General features: G+C 45.4%; 18 protein-coding genes. All 18 read left to right on the forward strand.

What is annotated here, in order from left to right; all coding sequences use genetic code 11:
- The first annotated feature begins 13 nt into the window (after positions 1-13).
- The 18 genes from G6R11_RS03620 to flhA all read left to right on the forward strand — a co-directional run bounded on the left by G6R11_RS03620 (position 14) and on the right by flhA (position 19,571).
- Positions 14-1,240, forward strand: a complete 1,227-nt coding sequence (locus G6R11_RS03620; protein ID WP_163131543.1) for an EAL and HDOD domain-containing protein — start codon at positions 14-16, stop codon at positions 1,238-1,240.
- Between the two features lie 249 nt (positions 1,241-1,489).
- Entirely contained in the window at positions 1,490-3,676 is a 2,187-nt protein-coding gene (locus G6R11_RS03625) for an EAL domain-containing protein (RefSeq protein WP_163131545.1), read from the forward strand.
- Positions 3,677-3,748: 72 nt separating this feature from the next.
- Positions 3,749-4,093 carry a flagellar hook-basal body complex protein FliE gene (fliE, locus tag G6R11_RS03630; protein WP_163131547.1) on the forward strand — a complete coding sequence of 115 codons (345 nt, stop codon included), beginning with the start codon at positions 3,749-3,751 and terminating at the stop codon, positions 4,091-4,093.
- 42 nt (positions 4,094-4,135) lie between these two features.
- Entirely contained in the window at positions 4,136-5,830 is a 1,695-nt protein-coding gene (fliF, locus tag G6R11_RS03635; protein WP_163131549.1) for a flagellar basal-body MS-ring/collar protein FliF, read from the forward strand.
- Entirely contained in the window at positions 5,820-6,854 is a 1,035-nt protein-coding gene (gene fliG / locus G6R11_RS03640) for a flagellar motor switch protein FliG (RefSeq protein ID WP_163131551.1), read from the forward strand. The genes fliF and fliG overlap by 11 nt, the downstream gene beginning before the upstream one ends.
- Before the next feature lie 2 nt (positions 6,855-6,856).
- On the forward strand, positions 6,857-8,032 hold the full coding sequence (fliH, locus tag G6R11_RS03645; RefSeq protein WP_163131553.1) for a flagellar assembly protein FliH: 1,176 nt from the start codon (positions 6,857-6,859) through the stop codon (positions 8,030-8,032).
- Complete coding sequence (gene fliI, locus G6R11_RS03650) at positions 8,010-9,353, forward strand: flagellar protein export ATPase FliI (protein ID WP_163131555.1); 1,344 nt, start codon at positions 8,010-8,012, stop codon at positions 9,351-9,353. The genes fliH and fliI overlap by 23 nt, the downstream gene beginning before the upstream one ends.
- Before the next feature lie 30 nt (positions 9,354-9,383).
- Positions 9,384-9,827 (forward strand): flagellar export protein FliJ, encoded by a 444-nt coding sequence (gene fliJ / locus G6R11_RS03655; RefSeq protein WP_163131557.1) that lies wholly within the window; start codon positions 9,384-9,386, stop codon positions 9,825-9,827.
- A gap of 97 nt (positions 9,828-9,924) precedes the next feature.
- Positions 9,925-11,994: a flagellar hook-length control protein FliK gene (locus tag G6R11_RS03660; RefSeq protein ID WP_163131559.1), complete on the forward strand. Its 2,070-nt coding sequence runs from the start codon at positions 9,925-9,927 to the stop codon at positions 11,992-11,994.
- A gap of 83 nt (positions 11,995-12,077) precedes the next feature.
- Positions 12,078-12,587: a flagellar basal body-associated protein FliL gene (gene fliL, locus G6R11_RS03665; protein ID WP_163131561.1), complete on the forward strand. Its 510-nt coding sequence runs from the start codon at positions 12,078-12,080 to the stop codon at positions 12,585-12,587.
- Between the two features lie 9 nt (positions 12,588-12,596).
- Positions 12,597-13,625, forward strand: a complete 1,029-nt coding sequence (fliM, locus tag G6R11_RS03670) for a flagellar motor switch protein FliM (protein ID WP_163131563.1) — start codon at positions 12,597-12,599, stop codon at positions 13,623-13,625.
- A 16-nt stretch (positions 13,626-13,641) separates the two neighbouring features.
- Positions 13,642-14,013, forward strand: coding sequence for a flagellar motor switch protein FliN (fliN, locus tag G6R11_RS03675; RefSeq protein WP_016401707.1), 372 nt, complete (start codon positions 13,642-13,644; stop codon positions 14,011-14,013).
- The gene (fliO, locus tag G6R11_RS03680; protein WP_163131564.1) at positions 14,013-14,417 is read left to right on the forward strand and encodes a flagellar biosynthetic protein FliO; all 405 of its coding nucleotides are present in this window, start codon (positions 14,013-14,015) and stop codon (positions 14,415-14,417) included. Before fliN ends, fliO begins: the two co-directional genes overlap by 1 nt.
- On the forward strand, positions 14,407-15,150 hold the full coding sequence (gene fliP, locus G6R11_RS03685; protein WP_163131566.1) for a flagellar type III secretion system pore protein FliP: 744 nt from the start codon (positions 14,407-14,409) through the stop codon (positions 15,148-15,150). The genes fliO and fliP overlap by 11 nt, the downstream gene beginning before the upstream one ends.
- Positions 15,151-15,166: 16 nt before the next feature.
- Complete coding sequence (locus G6R11_RS03690) at positions 15,167-15,436, forward strand: flagellar biosynthetic protein FliQ (protein ID WP_163131568.1); 270 nt, start codon at positions 15,167-15,169, stop codon at positions 15,434-15,436.
- Positions 15,436-16,215: a flagellar biosynthetic protein FliR gene (gene fliR / locus G6R11_RS03695; RefSeq protein WP_163131570.1), complete on the forward strand. Its 780-nt coding sequence runs from the start codon at positions 15,436-15,438 to the stop codon at positions 16,213-16,215. The genes G6R11_RS03690 and fliR overlap by 1 nt, the downstream gene beginning before the upstream one ends.
- Before the next feature lie 18 nt (positions 16,216-16,233).
- Entirely contained in the window at positions 16,234-17,361 is a 1,128-nt protein-coding gene (gene flhB, locus G6R11_RS03700; RefSeq protein ID WP_163131572.1) for a flagellar biosynthesis protein FlhB, read from the forward strand.
- A gap of 98 nt (positions 17,362-17,459) precedes the next feature.
- Positions 17,460-19,571, forward strand: a complete 2,112-nt coding sequence (gene flhA, locus G6R11_RS03705; RefSeq protein WP_205472566.1) for a flagellar biosynthesis protein FlhA — start codon at positions 17,460-17,462, stop codon at positions 19,569-19,571.
- The last annotated feature ends 12 nt before the right edge of the window (positions 19,572-19,583 follow it).

The following is a 19,583-nucleotide window of genomic DNA, read 5'->3' on the forward strand; positions in this document are numbered from 1 at the left end:
CGGTAACTGGACTATGAATGTTTATACTGCGCGGCAGGCGATCCTCGATCGCCGGCAGCGGGTAGTAGCCTACGAGCTACTTTTTCGGGATGGACCTGATAATGTCTTTCCCGACGTTGATCCACACGAAGCAACCTCCAAGCTGATTATTCGTACTCAGCTAAATGACGGTTTGAATGCGATCACCCAAGGCAAACCTGCCTTAATTAATTTCCCCGAAGAAAGCCTTCATTCTGAAATGATAAAGCTACTGCCAAATAAGCAAGTGGTGATAGAGATTTTGGAAGACGTAAAGCCCAGTGAAAAGCTCTATAAGCGCTGTCAGTCTTTGTTTCATCGAGGCTATCGGCTGGCTTTTGACGACTTTGTCTACCGTCCAGAGTGGGAACCATATTTAAAGTTTGTTCGGCTAATTAAAGTAGATATACAGCGTACGCCGTTTGATCAACTAGAACCGCTGTTTAGTGCTATTAAGTCACGCAAAAACATTAAGTTATTGGCTGAAAAGGTTGAAACGCAAGCGGAATACCAACAAGCTAAAGAACTAGGGTTTAACTTCTTTCAGGGCTATTATTTTTGTCAGCCTGAAATGCAGGTGACAAAAGACATTGATGCTAGTTATCTGATGATATCTCGCCTGTTTTATGCTGCTACTCGAGAAGACGTAAACATCAATGAAGTGGTGCGCTATTTTGAGCGAGACACCGGCCTAACCTACAAGCTACTGCGTTTTGTTAACTCAGGAAGTTTACCAATTGTTGAAGATATCGCTTCAATCAAACAAGCGGTCGTTTACATTGGTAATAATCAGTTGCGAAAGCTAGTCGCCTTACTAGCCAATGCCATGACCGTAAGCCACAAGCCGCGGGAGCTGGTGCGCCTGTCGGTGCACCGGGCTAGATTTTGTGAATTAGTGGCAATGCGTAAATCACCAAGTATGCAGGAAACCGCGTTTTTATGTGGATTGTTTTCCTTGCTTGATGCCATTTTAGATAAGCCTTTAAGCGACGTTTTATACAGTCTGCCGCTCGATCAAGACATTCGCGATGCCTTATGTTCAGAGCAGCCCTCGATGCTTAGAGCCATGCTACTAACCATAAAATCTTATGAGGAAGGGCACTGGTATAAAACCGAGCGTTTAGCCGAACAGCTGCGCATGGACTACACCCAAGTAGAGCAGTTAAACCTACAAGCACTGCTTTGGAGTGAGCAATATCAGTCATTGATTGGGCAAAATTGAGCTAGCTCAATATATGGTTTTGCCTACTTTACTGAAAATTGTGACTCAACAGCTTATTAAACTAGGTTTTCGTGAATTAAATTGCACTCAGGTCAACTATTTTTCTTAGGTTTTTGGTATGCTGTGACGACTATGAACTTGGTGCAACGGATACCAGGTCAAAGGTTTTTTTAGGAGCTAAATAGTTTGCGGTTGTGCCTCGTTAGATTCTTAACGTTGCTAGTGGTAGGTTGTTGTTGGTCGTTAGGCGTGAACGCCTATATAGTCAATGCGAGTGAATATCAATGGCTCGAAGATAATCCAGAAATCAGGGTTGCCGTAGTGGCGGACCGTTTACCTCTGGAGACGCTTGATCAGGCAGGCTCGCCTCAAGGTTATGCTGTAGAAGCGTTAAACCAATTGGCTTTTCAAACTCGCCTTAAACTTAAATACACTGCTTATCCCAATATTTCCGAAGCAATCTTGGCCTTACAACATGGCCAAGTAGACATGCTTAGTAGTGCTAGTTCGCACCGTCGCCTTAGCCCTTTTGTCAATTACACCTTAACCACTTGGGTTCAACCCTTAGCACTTTTCCATCCGCTAGAGAACGCTCGAATTGCTAATATGAATCAGTTGGCTGGCAAAAACGTCGCGGCTGTTGCAGGTAGCAGTGCTCATGAAGCCTTGTTAAGTAAATACCCAGACGTGAAAGTCATCGTTTATGCAAACTTGTTAGATGCGCTGCTATCGGTTGTAGAGCAGCAAAGTGTTGCTTTGCTTGCTGGTAGCGATGAAGTGGCCGCTAACTTACGCGCACACCCTCAGTGGCGCTTACAGCAAGCTTTTCAACTTGAACATGGCATGTTGCACCGTTTTGCTATTCGTGAAGATTGGCAGCCCTTGGTCGATTTAATGAACCGCGGCATTTTATCCTTTGAGGCCGATTACAGTGAACAAACTTATCGACGCTGGCAGGCTTACGCCGCTAATAGCGCCCAAGCAGGGCAGTTTTCTTACTGGTGGCTGTTAGGTGTATTGTTGTTGCTGTCGATAGCGGCATCAGCCTTTGTACTAGTAAGGCAGCATCTTAAAAAGGCCAATAACAAGACACTGCAGTTGCGTGAGCAACTTGATTATTGGAAAAACCATGATGAAGTAACCAGCCTGCCTAATCGTCGACACATAACCCGTTTGCTTACTAATTGGTTAGACGATGCCACCCCGTTATCGGTGTTGATGTTTGACTTCCCAAGACAAAATGAAGTGTTTGAAAACTTTGGTCAGCGCTTGGGCGAAGTGACTAAAGAAGCCTATGCTAAGCGTGTACAAAAAAGCCTACGCAAGCATTACCCTGAAGCGCAGCTCGCTTATTGGTATCACCACTACTTTGTGGTGGTTGTGCCAAATATAAATAAAGACAAAGAAGTGATAGAAATCGCTAAGCAAATTGTTCAAAGCTGTCGCGGTTGGTTGCGTTTAGAACAACTTCAATTGCTTACTCGCTGTCATGTGGGTTACTGCAGCTATCATCCAAGACGCGAAGCTTTACATAGCGATACCTTATTGGCGAATACCTTTACCGCACTAAATCACGCAGTGAAAACCGGTGTCAGCGTGTGTCGTTACCGGCCTGATTTAAGCCAAGCAGGCTTGGTTAAACTTACTCTAGAATCAAAGCTGCGACGCGCTATTGGCAATAACGAATTAGATTTGTTCTTTCAGCCGCAATACTGTTTAAAAACCAACAAGGTGATTGGAGCAGAAGTTCTGTTGCGTTGGTTTACCGACGATGGTGCGATTTCGCCCGATGAATTTGTACCAGTGGCCGAAGAAACCGGCTTGGTATTGCAGTTAGACAAGTGGGTATTTCAAAACGCGATGCGCTTTATGGCGCGTTTCTCTAGCCAACTACCCGAAGGCTTTAAGTTATCGGTTAACTTTTCTGCTGCTACGGTATCACTGGGTCATGCAGAAAAGATTGCGATTAACTATGCCAAGCAGTGGCAGGTAAACCCGCAGCGTATCTGTATTGAAATTACCGAATCAGCGATGATGGAGCAGCCCACCGAAGCAAAAGCCAGTATTCAGCGAATGCGTGATGCAGGCTTTGGCATTGCCATTGACGACTTTGGTACCGGTTATTCATCAATGGCCTACCTTAAGCATTTGCCGGTAACCGTGCTTAAAATTGACCGCGCCTTTGTAAGTGGCTTAGAAGAGAATTTATCTGATCAACATATCGTTAAAGCCATGGTGATGATCGCCCGCAGTATGAAGTATCAAGTACTCATCGAGGGCATTGAAACCCAAGTTCAAGCCAACCTTGCTTCGGTATTAGGCTGCGAACAAGCGCAAGGCTATTTCTTTGCGAGACCTCAGCCAGAAGCTGATTTTGTGAAGAATTACCTGCCTAAAACATCTACAAAAGAGAACCTTCGATTAGTCGTTAATTAATCTTGGCGCGGCTTTTGCTTTTCCCTGTATATCTTAAGAATAATGCCATTTATCTGGCGGTAGAGGGAAATCATGAGAGTAGATTCGGCAAACCTATTTAGCGAACTGCAATCAATGGCTGGTGAAATGAAAACAGGCGGCATCGCCAATGACATTGCTGCACCAAGCAGCCAGTTAACTACCTCTTCGGTAAACAGCGATTTTGGTAACCTGCTAAAAGACGCAATAAATAATGTAAATGGCTTGCAATCCAATGCCAATGACTTGCGAACCCGCTTTGATTTAGGCGACCGCACAGTGGGCATTGGTGATGTAATGATTGCCGCGCAAAAATCGAGCATCGCCTTTGATGCAACGGTTCAAGTAAGAAATAAGCTAGTTGATGCTTATAAAGAAATTATGTCCATGCCGGTTTAATGTGGCTAGGAGAATACTGTGGCTAGCGAAGGAAGTAACGCAATGAGTCAAGAACCGGCACTACTAGGTTCCGATAGCGAAGGTGATAGCCTAGAGGCTACCGAGCAGCAAAGCTCTGCCTTATCGTTTTTAAGCAATGGCGATGTATTGCGTCAAATCATCATGATTTTGGCTTTAGCCATTTGTTTGGCAATGGCTGTATTCCTATTGATGTGGGCCAAAGAGCCAGAGATGCGTCCGCTGGGTAACATGAATACTAGCGAGTTGGTTGAGACCCTCGACTTCTTAGACGCGCAAAAAATCTCTTATGTTATTGAAGGCAACACCGTATTAGTGAATGCCGAGCAATATCAAGATATTAAACTCAAACTACGACGATCAGGACTAACCGAAGCCGCACCTGCCGGTGAACATATTCTATTAAATGATATGGGCTTTGGTGTGAGCCAACGCTTAGAAGGCGAGCGACTAAAACTAAGCCGCGAGCGCCAGCTAGCCACAGCAATCGAACAAATGAAGTCGGTGAATAAAGCGCAAGTACTACTGGCTATTCCTAAAAGCAATGTATTTGCTCGTCGTGAGCAAAAACCTTCTGCAACCGTAGTGGTTAACCTACGTGGCGGTAACGGTCTTAAGCAGGAAGAAATCGATTCTATCGTTGATATTGTTGCCTCAGCCGTTCAGGGATTAGTGCCTACTCGCGTTACGGTAACAGATCAAAATGGCCGTTTATTAAATTCAGGTAGCCAAGATCCGCTGTCTTCACGCACGCGCAAAGAGTTTGAGATGGAGCGAAAGCGCGAAGAAGAATATAAAGACAAAATTGACGCCATCATGATCCCTATTGTGGGTGTGGGAAATTACACGGCAGAAGTAGATGTAACCCTTGATTTCACAGCTGTTGAACAAACGCAAAAACGCTTTAACCCAGATTTACCAGCAGTGCGCAGTGAATACACCATTGAAGACAACAACGTTGGCGCTGGTGCCATTGGCATCCCAGGCGCGCTAACCAATCAACCGCCGCTGCCAGCAGAAATTCCCGAGCAAGCCGGTGCCGCCAATAACCAAGTTCAATCTGGTAGCAGCCATAAAGAGTCTACTCGCAACTACGAGTTGGATACCACTATCAGCCATACCCGTTCTCAAGTGGGAACCCTAAGACGCTTGAGTGTATCGGTGGCGTTGGATTACAACAGTCAAGTTTCTGACACTGGCGAAACTACCCGCGAACCACGTTCTGCAGAACAAATCGCTAGCATTCGTCGTTTGTTGCAAGGTGGTGTAGGTTTTAACCTAAGCCGAGGTGATGCCTTAGAAGTAGTAAGCGTGCCGTTTTCTCGCCCTGAAATATTCACCGAAGCTGATTTGCCAGTTTGGGAGCAAGCTTGGTTCTGGCGAGCCATGCGAATGGCGGGCAGCGTACTAGTATTAATTGTATTGATTGTTGCTGTGGTTCGCCCAATGCTGAATCGTATTCTATCTAGCGGAGAAGAAGACGAGCAGGCCGAAACTGACTTAGATGCAGCATTAGCGGCCTACGAAAATGACGATGATTTACAGCTTATCTCGGCAGATAATACCGAAGTAGACTTTGGTATTCGCGATGGACAACTTAAACTGCCAGACTTACACAAAGATGAAGACATGCTAAAAGCGGTACGTGCGCTAGTAGCTAATGAGCCAGACCTAGCCGCGATGGTGATTAAAGATTGGGTAATTAACGATGCCAAATGAAGATGAAGTAAATCCAGAGGAAGTCCTCGGTGATATGAGTGGTATTGAGCGCGCAGCCATTTTGATGCTGAGCCTCAATGAAGACGATGCCGCTACCATTTTCCGCCACCTTGAGCCTAAGCAGGTTCAGCGCTTAGGTATGGCAATGGCATCCCTAGAAGATTTTTCTCACGAACGCGTGGTGGCGGTTCATCGCTTGTTTATCGATGACATTCAAAAATACACCAACATTGGTATTGGTAGTCAAGACTTCGTACGTAACGCCTTAACCGCAGCCTTAGGTGAAGACCGCGCATCTAGCTTGGTTGACCAAATCATCATGGGCAGCGGCGCTAAAGGTCTTGATTCCTTGAAATGGATGGATGCTCGCCAGGTGGCCAACATCATTCAAAACGAACACCCGCAAATTCAAACCATTGTTTTGTCGTACCTAGAAGCAGAGCAATCTGCCGAGATTATGTCGCAGTTTGCCGATAAAGTTCGCCTCGACCTAATGATGCGTATTGCTAACCTAGAAGAAGTTCAACCAGCGGCACTAACCGAATTGAACGAAATCATGGAGAAACAGTTCGCTGGTCAAGCCGGTGCGCAAGCTGCCAAGATGGGCGGCCTGAAAGCTGCAGCAAACATCATGAACTTCCTAGATACCAATATGGAAGGTATGTTGATGGACTCTATTCGCGAGAGCGACGAAGAGATGGCGCAGCAAATTCAAGACCTTATGTTCGTATTCGAAAACTTGGTGGATATCGACGACCGTGGTATTCAAACCTTGCTGCGTGATGTACCAGGTGAGTTGCTGCAAAAAGCGCTTAAAGGTGCCGATGACGCACTCAAAGATAAGATCTTCAATAACATGTCTAAACGTGCTGCAGAAATGCTTAGAGACGATCTTGAAGCCATGGGTCCAATTAAAGTTAGCGAAGTTGAAACTGCCCAGAAAGAAATCTTGTCGATTGCTCGACGCCTCTCTGAAGCCGGTGAAATTATGATTGGCGGCGGCGGTGGAGATGAGTTCTTATAAACATGAGCGAGCAAGATAAAACGCCAGAACAACAGAGCGAAGAGCTAGCGCAAAGCGCTCCACTTGAAACGTCCAGCGAGATGATGGACGAAGACGAGATAGCCGCGCTGTTAGAGCAAAATGATGCTTCACCAGCTGGTGAAGCGACTGTTGCAGCTCAACAGAGCGAAGAGCTAGCGCAAAGCGCTCCACTTGAAACGTCCAGCGAAATGATGGATGAAGACGAGATAGCAGCGCTGTTAGAGCAGAATGAAGCTTCTTCAGCTGGTGAAGCGCCTGCTGCAGAACAAGCAAGCGATGATGTGAGCGATGAACAAGCTGCTATTGACGCAATGATAGCCGATGCTGCAGCGCAGCAAAGTGTCTCGCCTGAACAGCCAAACAACCAGCAAGCTCCCTCTGAGCCAGAAGACGATATAGCCTGGCCTCTTCCCGAATTCACCGACCCTCACCATGTAGAAGAAGAACCCACGAGCAACGTATTTAATATGAAGCCAGCGTGGTTTAGTGAAGAGCCGGTTGAAGAAGAACCGGAAATCCAATTCGAGCCAATGACCATTGAAGAGCTTGAAGCGCTTCGACAGTCAGCTTATGAAGAAGGCAAAGCCGAAGGTAAAGCCGAGGGTCACCAAGAAGGTTTACTAACCGGTCACGAAGAAGGCTTGGAACAGGGTAAGGCACAAGGTCATCAAGAAGGGCTAAGCCAAGGCTTAAGCGAGGGGCAGCAACAAATTGATCAATTAAGTAGTCGCTGGGAAGGACTTATTGATCAGCTTCATCAGCCGAATAAACAAATAGATGAAGAGGTTGAGCAACAGGTAGTAGAGCTAGCCACTAAACTTGCTGCAGAAATCGTTCAAGTAGAATTAGTGACTAACCCTAACATTATTGCCAAAACCGTTAAGCAAGCAGTTGCTGCGTTGCCATTGCAAAAGCAACATATTCGCATTCACCTCCATCCAGAAGACATGGCGGTGATTCAAGCGGTGTTTCCCCCAGAAACCCAAGCAAAGAAAAACTGGCAACTCCTGGCCGATGGCAGCTTAACCCAAGGTGACTGTTTAATCGAAAACGATCTTTCTTCGGTATCAGTAGAAATGAACGAAGTAATTAAACAAAGCCTACAGTCTTTTATTCGCCAAAATGGTCAAGACGATGACGCTGAGCCAACGACTTAAAGCTTATAACACCGAGCATGTTCGCAACGCGCCAACCGTGGCGGGCAAGTTGACTCGGGTGGTTGGCCTTACCTTAGAAGCTGTTGGCTGCCGTGCACCAGTAGGATCGCTTTGTTCAGTTGAAACGCTTGACGGTTTCTTAGAAGCCGAAGTGGTGGGTTTTTCTGGCGACAAACTTTTCCTTATGCCTAGTGAACAACTTACCGGTGTGCTGCCTGGTGCTCGGGTTATCCCAATGCATGAACACCACGGGATCCCAGTAGGCATGGAATTACTGGGCCGCGTAATTGACGGCGTAGGCAAGCCGCTTGATGGCTTGGGAGAAATTAATTGCAAGCAAACCACCAATCTTAGCTCTGCGCGTTTAAACCCAATGGCTAGAAAGCCAATTAAACAGCCTCTGGACGTTGGAGTTCGTTCAATCAACTCGGTACTCACCGTAGGGCAGGGGCAGCGAATGGGCTTATTTGCCGGCTCAGGCGTGGGTAAAAGTGTACTCATGGGCATGATGACTCGAGGAACCACTGCTGATGTCGTGGTTGTTGGTTTAATTGGTGAACGTGGCCGAGAAGTAAAAGAATTTATTGATGATATCTTAGGGGAAGAAGGCCGCCAGCGAGCGGTTGTAGTGGCAGCACCTGCTGATGCTTCACCCCTTATGCGTTTAAAGGGCTGTGATACTACTTTAACCATTGCCGAGTACTTCCGCGATCAAGGCTTAAATGTACTATTGTTGATGGACTCGTTAACCCGTTACGCACAAGCCCAGCGTGAAATTGCCTTGGCAATTGGTGAGCCGCCAGCGACTAAAGGTTATCCGCCATCAGTATTTGCTAAGCTACCTCGTTTGGTAGAACGCGCGGGTAATGGCGGAGAAGGGCAAGGCTCTATCACTGCCTTTTTCACTGTACTAACCGAAGGTGATGATTTGCAGGATCCGATTGCTGATGCGGCTCGAGCCATTCTTGATGGCCATATTGTATTGTCGCGAGAGTTAGCCGACTCTGGCCATTACCCTGCAGTAGATATCGAAAAATCAATCAGCCGGGTAATGCCAGCGGTTACCAGTGAAGGACATCAGCAATTGGCTCGCCAGCTCAAATCGCTAAACGCTTCTTACCAACAAAACCAAGATCTTATTGCTATTGGTGCCTACCAACGTGGCGCCGATAAACGCATCGATTTAGCCATCGCGATGAAACCACACATGGATCAGTTCTTGCAGCAAGAGATGAAAGAAGTAGTAGCTTATGACGAAAGTCTGACGCGGATGGAACGCACCATGCAAATGGCTAACATCAATGCGCAAGGCCCATTATAAGCTACGTCGATTTAGTAGTAGGAGTTGGGCATGGCAAGGCGAGCTTTATATTTAATGGTGGAGCGTTTGCAAGAACAAGAGCAAGACGCTGCCCGAGAAATGGGTGAAGCGCAGCAGCAGCTTAGTGAATTTGAAGCACAACTTGCCCACCTCGAAGACTACCGACGCTCCTACCTTGAACAAGCTTTAGCCAAAGGTGTAGACGGTTTTTATGCGGACAGTTTTCATCAATATCAACTGTTTATTCAAAAGCTAGAACAAGCCAGTGTTCAGCAAGGGAAAAGCATTGAGCAGGTGAAAAAGAACGTGTTGTTAAAGCGCAAGCAATGGCTTGATTTGCAAGCTAAACGCAAAGCTATGGAATTGCTGATTGATAAACAAGTTAAACAAAAACAGCATAAGCAAGCACGTGAAGAGCAAAAGCTATTAGATGAATATGCGCTATATGCACATCTTCGAGGTCAAGCGAGCTAATCGGCACGTTTAATGCTTTGATTTTTAGATAATGCTAGCGCGTCTTTAAGAAGTCAGCCGCGCAACAAATATTTTTATCGCAAGGGTAAGCAAATATATGGAATTACTGTTAACCGATACAGCCAACGCCAAACAGTTTTCTTCACTAGGAAGTGCCGCGCTTAGTCCCTCAGAGCAAGGCGACGACTTTGCTAAATTAGTCAAAGAGTTAGAGAACCTTCCCAAAGCCGATAGCCCAGTAAAGCAAGCGGTTGAACAGCAGCTTTCTGGCTCGACAAGCAAATCAAGTGATGAAGCTAAAGCTGATAAGGCTCAAAGCCCTAGCGATTTATTAAAGCAATTGGATAGTGCTAAACAAGCGGCCGATGGTATCGAGAAAAACCAAGGTGAAGCTATAAAAGCTATTGATACAGAGCTGGTTGATAGTAGTAAACCCTCTGGTAATACCGACGCCTCTACTGGTGAAGAGTCTAGTGAGGGCGACCCCCTTGATGCTGAAGCTGTTAGTAAAAATCAGGAAAAACAGTCGCTTGCTGATAGTGAATCAACCCTAAAAGATGTTAAGGCAGCAGCTAGCGACGAAAAGCCCGCGGCCGATAAGCAAACACTGGTAAACCAGACACAGCAAAGCGGCAGAGAGTTGCCGCCTAGCCAAGCAGAAGACCCCAAAGCGCTTTCGAGTGATGCTAAAGATGCCAAGCAAGTAAGTGATGGCAAAGATGCCGCTAAACAAATTAAGGCAGATGGCGGAACGATTGCAGGGGCACAAAGTGCTCAAGCAACTCACTCAAAAGAAGCCGCAGTAGAAGGCCAGAACTCTGCTAAGCCAGAAGTGCTTGATAAAGCCACTGCTAGCCAAGAGCAAACAGCCAATAAATTGCAGCCTGCCCAAGAACAGACCGACTCTAAAATAGCTACAGGCAAAGAGCAAAAACTTGATTCTAGTAATGAGCGAGTGGCAAAGGAAAGTGCGCCAGCCGTAACGGGTGAGCACAACAAAGCTTCAAGTGCTAAAGAGGGTGAGCGCTTAACTTCAAGCGCTAATGAAAAAACGCCCTTAGATAAAACTGTTAATACTAATAATCTAAGTGATGAGCAGAAAGCGCTTAAGGCTAAAGAATCGGAGGCCTTAGCTTCTAGCAGTACAGAAAAAGCCAACCTTGATAAATCCCTAAATGCTACCCAAGACAAAACTTCAGATAAGCCCTTATCTTTAGCGGAGCAAAATCGACTAAAACAACAAGGTGAAGTTCAAGCTAATCATTCGGCGGCTAAATCTCAAGTAGACCAAGGTGAAGCAAAGGCCAATGAGCTTAATGCTAAACTTAGTGGCGAAGCCGCTGCGGCTCAACAATCAAATAAAGTCAGTGACGAACCTAAAGCGGGCGTGGTTGTTCAGCAGAGCGTAAATACCAATGCTAATGGTAAAGTTAGCGCTGCAGACTTTACCCAGCAAAGTGAAAAGCTCGCTAGTGCGAGTGTTGCTGCGGCAAGTAGTCAGCAATCGGGCAGCGAAAGTGGCGCCGAGCATCAAGATCAACAGTCATCACAACCCCAACAGCAGGTATTAGCTAATCAAGCTGAAGCAACTCGTCCTCAAGAGCATCACAGTATTTTTAGGGCCGCTTCGGGCGCAGACGTGGTGGCTCGAACAGAGCAGGGAAATAATGAGGTTGCTTTAAAACAAGCTCAGCAAGCTAATCAAGTTAATGATAAGGCAACGCAGTTCAATGAACGTTTGAACCCTGCGCAATACCAAGCGCCAGCTGAGTTGAATCAACGGGTGCAATATATGTTAAGCCAAGGTATGCAGAAGGCCGAAATTCGTTTAGACCCTGCCGAGCTAGGAAGCATGCAAATTCGCTTGCAAATGAATCAAGACCAACAAGTCTCGGTACAAATTCAAGTGCAAAACCCTCAAGCGCGTGAAGCTTTGGAACAAACTATGCCGCGCTTGCGTGAGATGCTTCAGCAACAAGGAATTGAATTGGGACAAAATCAGGTTAGTCAACAAAATCAAGGTAAGGCCTCTCAACAAGGTGGTGGGCAAGCAATGGCTGGCGGACAATCTGCTAATGCAGAGCATGTTGATGATGTTGCTGAGCAAGACATGAGCGCATTGCTGGCGAATCAAGCAAACAGTGATGGCATTGACTTTTATGCCTAGTTTATTTCTATGATGTGCTATTGAAGCGCCTCTTAACTATGTAATAATAAAAGCAGTTTAGCGATAATTTCATGGAAGCGTAGATGGCTGAAGAATCAGAATTAAAAGTAGAAGATGGTGAAGGTGGTAGTAAAAAGAAGCTGATTATCATCATCGCTATTGTAGCCGTATTGGTGATTGGTGGTGTGGTTGGCTTTTTGTTAATGGGCAGCGGCTCTGATGAAGCGCCAGCAGCCGCGGAGCCAGCAGAAGAAGCAACCGCCTCTGTCACCCATACTGCTTTATATGTAGGTATGCCAAGACCATTTGTATTTAATATTGTGGGCGACCACCGAGATCGCTTAGTACAAATTAAAGTACAATTATTGGTTCGTGGTACAGCCAATGAAGAAGCTGCCAAGCTGCATATACCATTAATCGAAGGGACCTTATTAAGTGTATTTAGCTCTGCAACTGTAGAAGACTTATCCACTCAAGAAGGCAAAGACACAATTCGCGAGAATTCGTTAACTGAGACACAAAAAGCATTAAAAGAGATAACCGGTAAAGTTGTGGTAGAAAAAATTCTATTCACCGGCTTTGTAATGCAATAAAGGACCAACGTGAGCGATTTATTAAGCCAAGACGAGATCGATGCGCTTTTACATGGTGTTGATGATATAGAAGAGGACATCATAGAGCCGGAAATGTCTGGCAGTGTGGTGGAGTTTGATTTCTCTTCTCAAGATCGAATCGTTCGTGGACGAATGCCAACCCTTGAGTTGGTTAATGAGCGATTTGCTAGGCATATGCGAATTAGCCTGTTTAATATGATGCGCCGCACTGCGGAAGTATCAATTAACGGCGTGCAAATGATTAAGTTTGGCGAATATGTTCACACGCTTTTTGTTCCCACCAGTTTAAACATGGTTCGTTTTCGTCCTTTAAAAGGCACGGCCTTGGTGACCATGGAAGCACGTTTAGTGTTTATTTTGGTTGAGAACTTCTTTGGTGGTGATGGTCGCTACCACGCCAAAATTGAAGGTCGCGAATTTACACCTACCGAGCGCCGCATTATTCAAATGCTGCTTAAAATTATTTTTGAAGACTATGTAGAAGCTTGGGCACCAGTAATGGATGTAGGCTTTGATTACCTGGATTCAGAAGTAAACCCAGCCATGGCCAATATCGTGAGCCCTACGGAAGTGATCGTTGTTAGTTCATTTCATATTGAATTGGATGGAGGCGGTGGCGATTTCCACATCTCTATGCCGTATTCAATGTTAGAGCCGATTCGAGAGCTGTTAGACGCAGGTGTGCAAAGTGATAAGCAAGACACCGATCAGCGTTGGAGCTCTGCACTGAGTGATGAAATCATGGATGTGCCAGTAGGTTTGCATACCAAATTGTTAGAAACTGACGTTACTCTGCGCCAGTTAATGGATCTTAAGGCGGGTGACATTATACCAGTCGAGATGCCTGAAACTGCTATGTTATATGTAGAAGACTTACCGAGTTACCGAGTCAAACTTGGTAGACAAAACGAAAAAATGGCACTGAAAATTGATACTCAGTTGAAGCGTCCAGACACTGTGAAAAGTGACCTCGAGATGGTGGTAAGCAGCCGCCGTTCAGCTCCGGGCGAAGAGTAAGAAATAAGGAAAAAGTATGAGTGATCAAGATGATATGGCTGACGAGTGGGCAGCAGCAATGGCCGAAGCTGAGCCAGCTCCGCTTGAAGACTTTGTCGACGAATCGAAACCTATTACTGAAGAAGAACAGCGTAAGCTAGATTCTATTATGGATATTCCTGTGACCATCTCTATGGAAGTAGGCCGCAGTAATATTAGCATTCGCAACTTGTTACAACTTAACCAGGGTTCGGTAGTAGAGCTTGATAGGGTTGCCGGTGAACCATTAGATGTACTGGTTAATGGAACATTGATTGCGCACGGTGAAGTGGTTGTAGTAAACGATAAATTTGGTATTCGCCTTACCGACGTTATTAGCCAAACTGAACGTATTAAAAAGCTCAAGTAATGCAACAATTCCTCGCATTAATCATTATAGCTGGCATCAGTTTGCCAGCTTTAGCTGAACAAGAAACCACTTCTCCTCCCAATAGCCAAGTTGAATTGCTTTCCTGGGTAATGTCTTTGGCTTTAGTCTTAGTGACTATTTTTGTCTGTGCTTGGGTTCTCAAAAAAACTCGGCTTAGCCAGTTTGCTGGCGGTCAATCTAAAGTAGTTATCAACTTAGCCTTAGGCACTCGAGAGCGTGTGATGGTAGTAGAGATTGGCGAACAGCAATACTTAATTGGCGTCACGGCTCAATCAATTAATCTTTTAGATAAGTTGGATAAACCGATTGTTGCTAAACCTAATAAAATGAGCGCTTCATTCACTAAACAGTTACAAGGGTTGTTGGCTAAAAATGAAAAGTAAGCTGTTTATTTTGCTAAGTTTGTTGCTTGGTGTTGTGGCACCAAGTTTTGCTCAAGAAGGTATTTTACCGGCTATCACCATGACGACCAACCCTGAAGGTGGGCAAGAGTATTCGGTTACCTTGCAAGTCTTGGCCTTGATGACGGCGCTGTCATTTTTGCCTGCATTAGTGATTATGATGACATCATTTACCCGCATCGTGGTGGTGATGTCTATCTTAAGGCAAGCCATGGGCTTGCAACAAAGCCCATCAAATCAAGTGATTATCGGTATTGCCTTATTCCTTACCTTTTTCATTATGTCGCCGGTGATCGATGAAGTGAACACTCAAGCTGTACAGCCTTACTTGAGTGAAGACCTTACTTCGATGCAGGCCTTCGAAAGAGCCAAAGAGCCACTTAAAGAATTTATGTTGGCGCAAACCCGGCTAACGGATTTGGAAACCTTTGTTAAAATTGCCAAAGTGGAAGTAGGCTCGCCAGAAGAAGTTCCTTTCAACGTGCTTATTCCTGCCTTTATTACGTCTGAGCTGAAAACCGCTTTTCAAATTGGCTTTATGTTGTTCATTCCTTTTTTGGTTATTGACTTAGTGGTTGCTAGTATCTTGATGGCAATGGGTATGATGATGTTGTCACCAATGATTGTATCTTTACCATTTAAGCTAATGCTATTTGTATTAGTGGATGGTTGGAGCTTGGTGATGGGCACACTTGCAAACAGTTTTGGCGTATAGACGTAGGAGCCTGTAGATGGAACCGGAAGTCTTTGTTGATGTATTCCGCCTTGCCTTAGGCCAAGTTATGCTATTGGTGTCGGCTGCAATTATTCCTAGTTTATTGATAGGCCTAGTGGTCGCTATCTTTCAGGCCGCTACTTCAATTAACGAACAAACCTTAAGCTTTTTGCCCCGCCTATTGGTTACTCTTGCTTCTTTAATCGTAGCCGGCCATTGGTTTACCGGGAAACTAATGGAACTGTTTTTTACTATGGTGGACATGATTCCTCAGGTTGTTGGCTAATGGAGTTCCCCGCCAATGTGGTTATAGCTTGGATTGGCCAATATTTATGGGCTTTAACCCGAGTTGCGGCCATGCTAATGGTGTTGGCGAGTTTTGGTGGTAAATCAGTTCCAACGCGAGTGAGATTGTTACTAGCCTTAGCCATCACTTTTGCATTAGTGCCTGTTTTGCCGGAAGTAACTGGAATAGAAGTTTTCTCTTTCCAAGCCATTATCGTTATTTTACAGCAGGTACTAATTGGCGCTGCCATTGGGTTTATTTCTCAACTGTTGATGCAAACCTTTGTGGTCGGCGGACAAATTATTGCGATGCAAACCAGCTTAGGTTTCGCGTCTATGGTCGATCCAAATAACGGGCAAAGTACTCCGGTTGTTGGTCAATTTTATTTACTCTTAGCAACCTTATTGTTCCTGGCCATCGACGGTCATCTACAGTTAATTACCTTAATTGCCATGAGCTTTGAAACTATTCCAGTGGGGATGAGCGGCTTAAGCAGTTTAGATTATCAATTGTTAGCGGGTTGGTATTCGCAACTATTTTTGGCAGCGCTAGCGCTATCTATATCCTCTGTAGTTGCAATGTTACTGGTAAACTTTTCTTTCGGTATTATGACGCGAGCAGCACCACAGCTGAATATTTTTAGTATTGGTTTTGCAGTAAGCATGCTATTTGGTTTATTCATTCTTTGGCTCACCATTGGTGGATTTTTGGCACACTTTGAACGTCAATGGGAGGTTGGCCGCAGCTTGGCATGTGACATGCTGCTAATTGGTTGTTAAACCAAGGGCCTATTTACTATGGCAGACGACGATCAAGAAAAAACCGAAGACCCCACGGGGAAAAAACTCGAAGACGCCCGTAATAAAGGGCAAGTAGCCCGTTCTAAAGAGTTAGGCACCGCTGCAGTGCTGATAAGTGCAGCCTTAGCCATCATGGCATTTGGCGGAATGCTGGCTGAATCGATGGTTAAGGTTTTCCAAACGGCGTTTGTAATGAGTCGAGAAGAAGTATATGACGTAAATTTCATGCTAAAAAATTTAGGCATTATGGGGTGGCTATTGTTTAAACCACTTATTTGGATAATGGGGTTTATTACTTTAGCTGCGCTTATTGGCAATACCTTATTAGGGGGTATGCCGTTTAGTTGGGAGGCTGCAAGACCAAAGGCCAGTAAAATGTCACCCATTCAAGGCTTCAAGCGGATGCTAGGCCTTCAAGCTTTTGTTGAGTTTATTAAAAGCATTGCCAAAGTGGTGGTTATTGCTGGGGTAGTGTGGTTTGTACTCCAATGGAAGTTTGCTGAGATTCTAACGTTGAGCATGCAGTCTATTCCGGGCTCCATTGTTAATGCTTTGGATATGCTGCAATGGATGTTGTTAGCCTTAGTTTGTAGCTTAATTATTATTGTGATTATTGATGTGCCTTATCAAATTTGGAATCACAACAAACAGCTTAAAATGTCTAAACAGGAAGTAAAAGACGAGCACAAAAACATGGAGGGTAGCCCAGAAGTTAAAGGGCGTATTCGACGTTTACAAATGGAAATGGCAGCCCGCAGGATGATGGCCGACGTGCCGCAGGCTGACGTTGTAGTTACCAACCCGACACACTTTTCTGTCGCGCTAAAATACGACAGTAACGGCAGTGGGGCGCCAAAAGTAGTGGCTAAAGGGGTAGATGAAGTCGCCATGAAAATTCGCGAAATTGCGCGTCACTACGAAGTTCCCGTAATGCAAGCTCCTGCATTAACTCGTTCCTTATATCACACCACTAAGCTTGGCCACGATATTCCAGAGGGTTTGTACGTTGCAGTGGCGCAAGTACTTGCCTTTGTTTTCCAGCTTGAGCAATACCGCAAAGGAAAAGGCAAGCGTCCTAAACCAGTTGTTGATGATCTTCCTATTCCAGATGAACTGAGATATTAAACTCAGTTTCAGCACTTCATTAGTGCGTTTCTTGTGATTGGCTCAGTTATTGCTTTTCTTGTTTCATCAGTTGTTAGGAAGTCAGTATTTCGTCATTTATGGAAATCATCAATCGCCTCACCAGCTTTAAGCTTCAAGATCTAAAAAAAGTTGATGTCAACGTTATAAAGGGCTTTGGCACACCTATGGTAGTGCTAGCCACTTTAGGCATGGTGGTATTGCCAATGGCCGCGTGGCTATTGGATATTCTGTTTGCTTTCAATATCTCGCTTGCTTTGGTGGTGTTGTTGGTTGCTGTTTATACCAAGCGCCCGCTGGATTTCGCGGTATTTCCTACCGTGTTGCTAATTGCTACCTTATTACGCTTAGCCTTGAATGTTGCTTCTACTCGAGTTGTTTTGTTAGAGGGACATAATGGTGGAAATGCTGCCGGTAACGTGATTGAAGCGTTTGGTTCGGTGGTTATTGGCGGTAACTATGCAGTAGGCTTAGTGGTATTCCTGATTTTGATGATTATCAACTTTGTTGTGGTAACAAAGGGTGCTGGCCGTATTGCTGAAGTAAGTGCCCGCTTTACCTTGGATGCTATGCCAGGTAAGCAAATGGCGATTGATGCAGATTTAAATGCAGGCATTATCGACCAAGAACAAGCCCGGGAGCGCCGCGCCGACGTAACCAATGAAGCTGACTTTTACGGTTCAATGGACGGTGCCAGTAAGTTCGTAAAAGGTGATGCCATCGCCGGTATTTTGATTCTATTTATCAATATCTTGGGTGGATTCATTATTGGTGTAGCGCAGCATGACCTAAGCTTCGCTCAAGCCGCAGAGGTATACACCTTATTAACTATTGGTGATGGCTTGGTTGCGCAGATACCGTCTTTACTATTGTCTATTGCTGCAGCCTTGGTGGTGACTCGCCAAAATACCGAAGCGGATATGGGCGAGCAAGTGAGCATGCAAATGTTCAAAGATCCACGAGTGATGATTATTTGTGGATCGATTCTGTTCATTATGGGCATCGTTCCAGGCATGCCGCATTTAGCCTTTTTGAGCTGTGCTGCGGTATGTTTAGGTGCAGCGTGGATGCGACATAAAGGGGATGCTAAAAAAGCCGCCGACACCGCATTACAACCTGCGACTAGTAGTTCTAGTGTAAGTAGCGAGCCAAAAGAATTAGGTTGGGATGATGTTCAACCAGTTGATGTGATTGGGCTTGAAGTTGGCTATCGCTTAATTCCGCTGGTCGATAAATCTCAAGGCGGCGAATTATTGGCGCGTATTAAAGGCGTGCGCAAGAAGCTATCTCAAGATTTAGGTTTCTTAGTGCCTGCGGTGCATATTCGAGACAACCTAGACTTAGGGCCTAACCAGTATCGGATAACCTTAATGGGCGTGACTTACGGTGAGTCGGAAGTGTTCCACGACCGCGAAATGGCGATTAACCCAGGTCAGGTATTTGGTAAAATTGAAGGCCAACCAACTACCGATCCAGCCTTTGGTTTAGAAGCCGCTTGGGTGGCTACCGAGCAGCGCGAGCATGCGCAAACCCTCGGCTATACGGTTGTTGATTCCGCCACGGTTGTTGCTACCCACTTAAGTCAGCTTCTTACTAATAATGCCTCAAGCCTACTGGGTCACGAAGAAGTTCAAAACCTATTGGATATGCTAGGCGGTAATCTACCGAAACTGGTTGAAGGCTTAGTACCAGATACAATGACCCTGTCTACAGTGGTTAAGGTACTGCAAAATCTACTCAATGAAGGCGTGCCTATTCGTGATGTACGCAGTATTGTTCAAACCTTGGTTGAATATGGGCCTAAGAGCCAAGACCCCGATATTCTTACCGCCGCTTGTCGTATTTCTTTAAAACGTTTGATCGTTCAAGAGTTGATTGGCAGCGAAGCAGAACTACCGGTAATTACCTTGTCTCCAGACTTGGAGCAGATATTGCATCAGTCTATGCAAGCGGCAGGAAACGATGGCGCAGGTATGGAGCCAGGTTTGGCAGAGAAACTCCAAGTATCGTTAACGGAGGCATGTCAAAACCAAGAAATGGCTGGCCAACCCGCTATCTTATTAACCTCGGGCATATTGCGTTCAAGCATGTCTCGATTTGTTAAAACAGCAATGCCTGCATTAAGGGTTCTGTCTTACCAAGAAGTGCCAGAAGATAAACAAATACGAATTGTGAGTTCAGTAGGGCAGTAGCCTCAGCGGATT

The sequence above is a fragment of the Agarivorans sp. Alg241-V36 genome (assembly GCF_900537085.1).
Taxonomy (GTDB): domain Bacteria; phylum Pseudomonadota; class Gammaproteobacteria; order Enterobacterales; family Celerinatantimonadaceae; genus Agarivorans.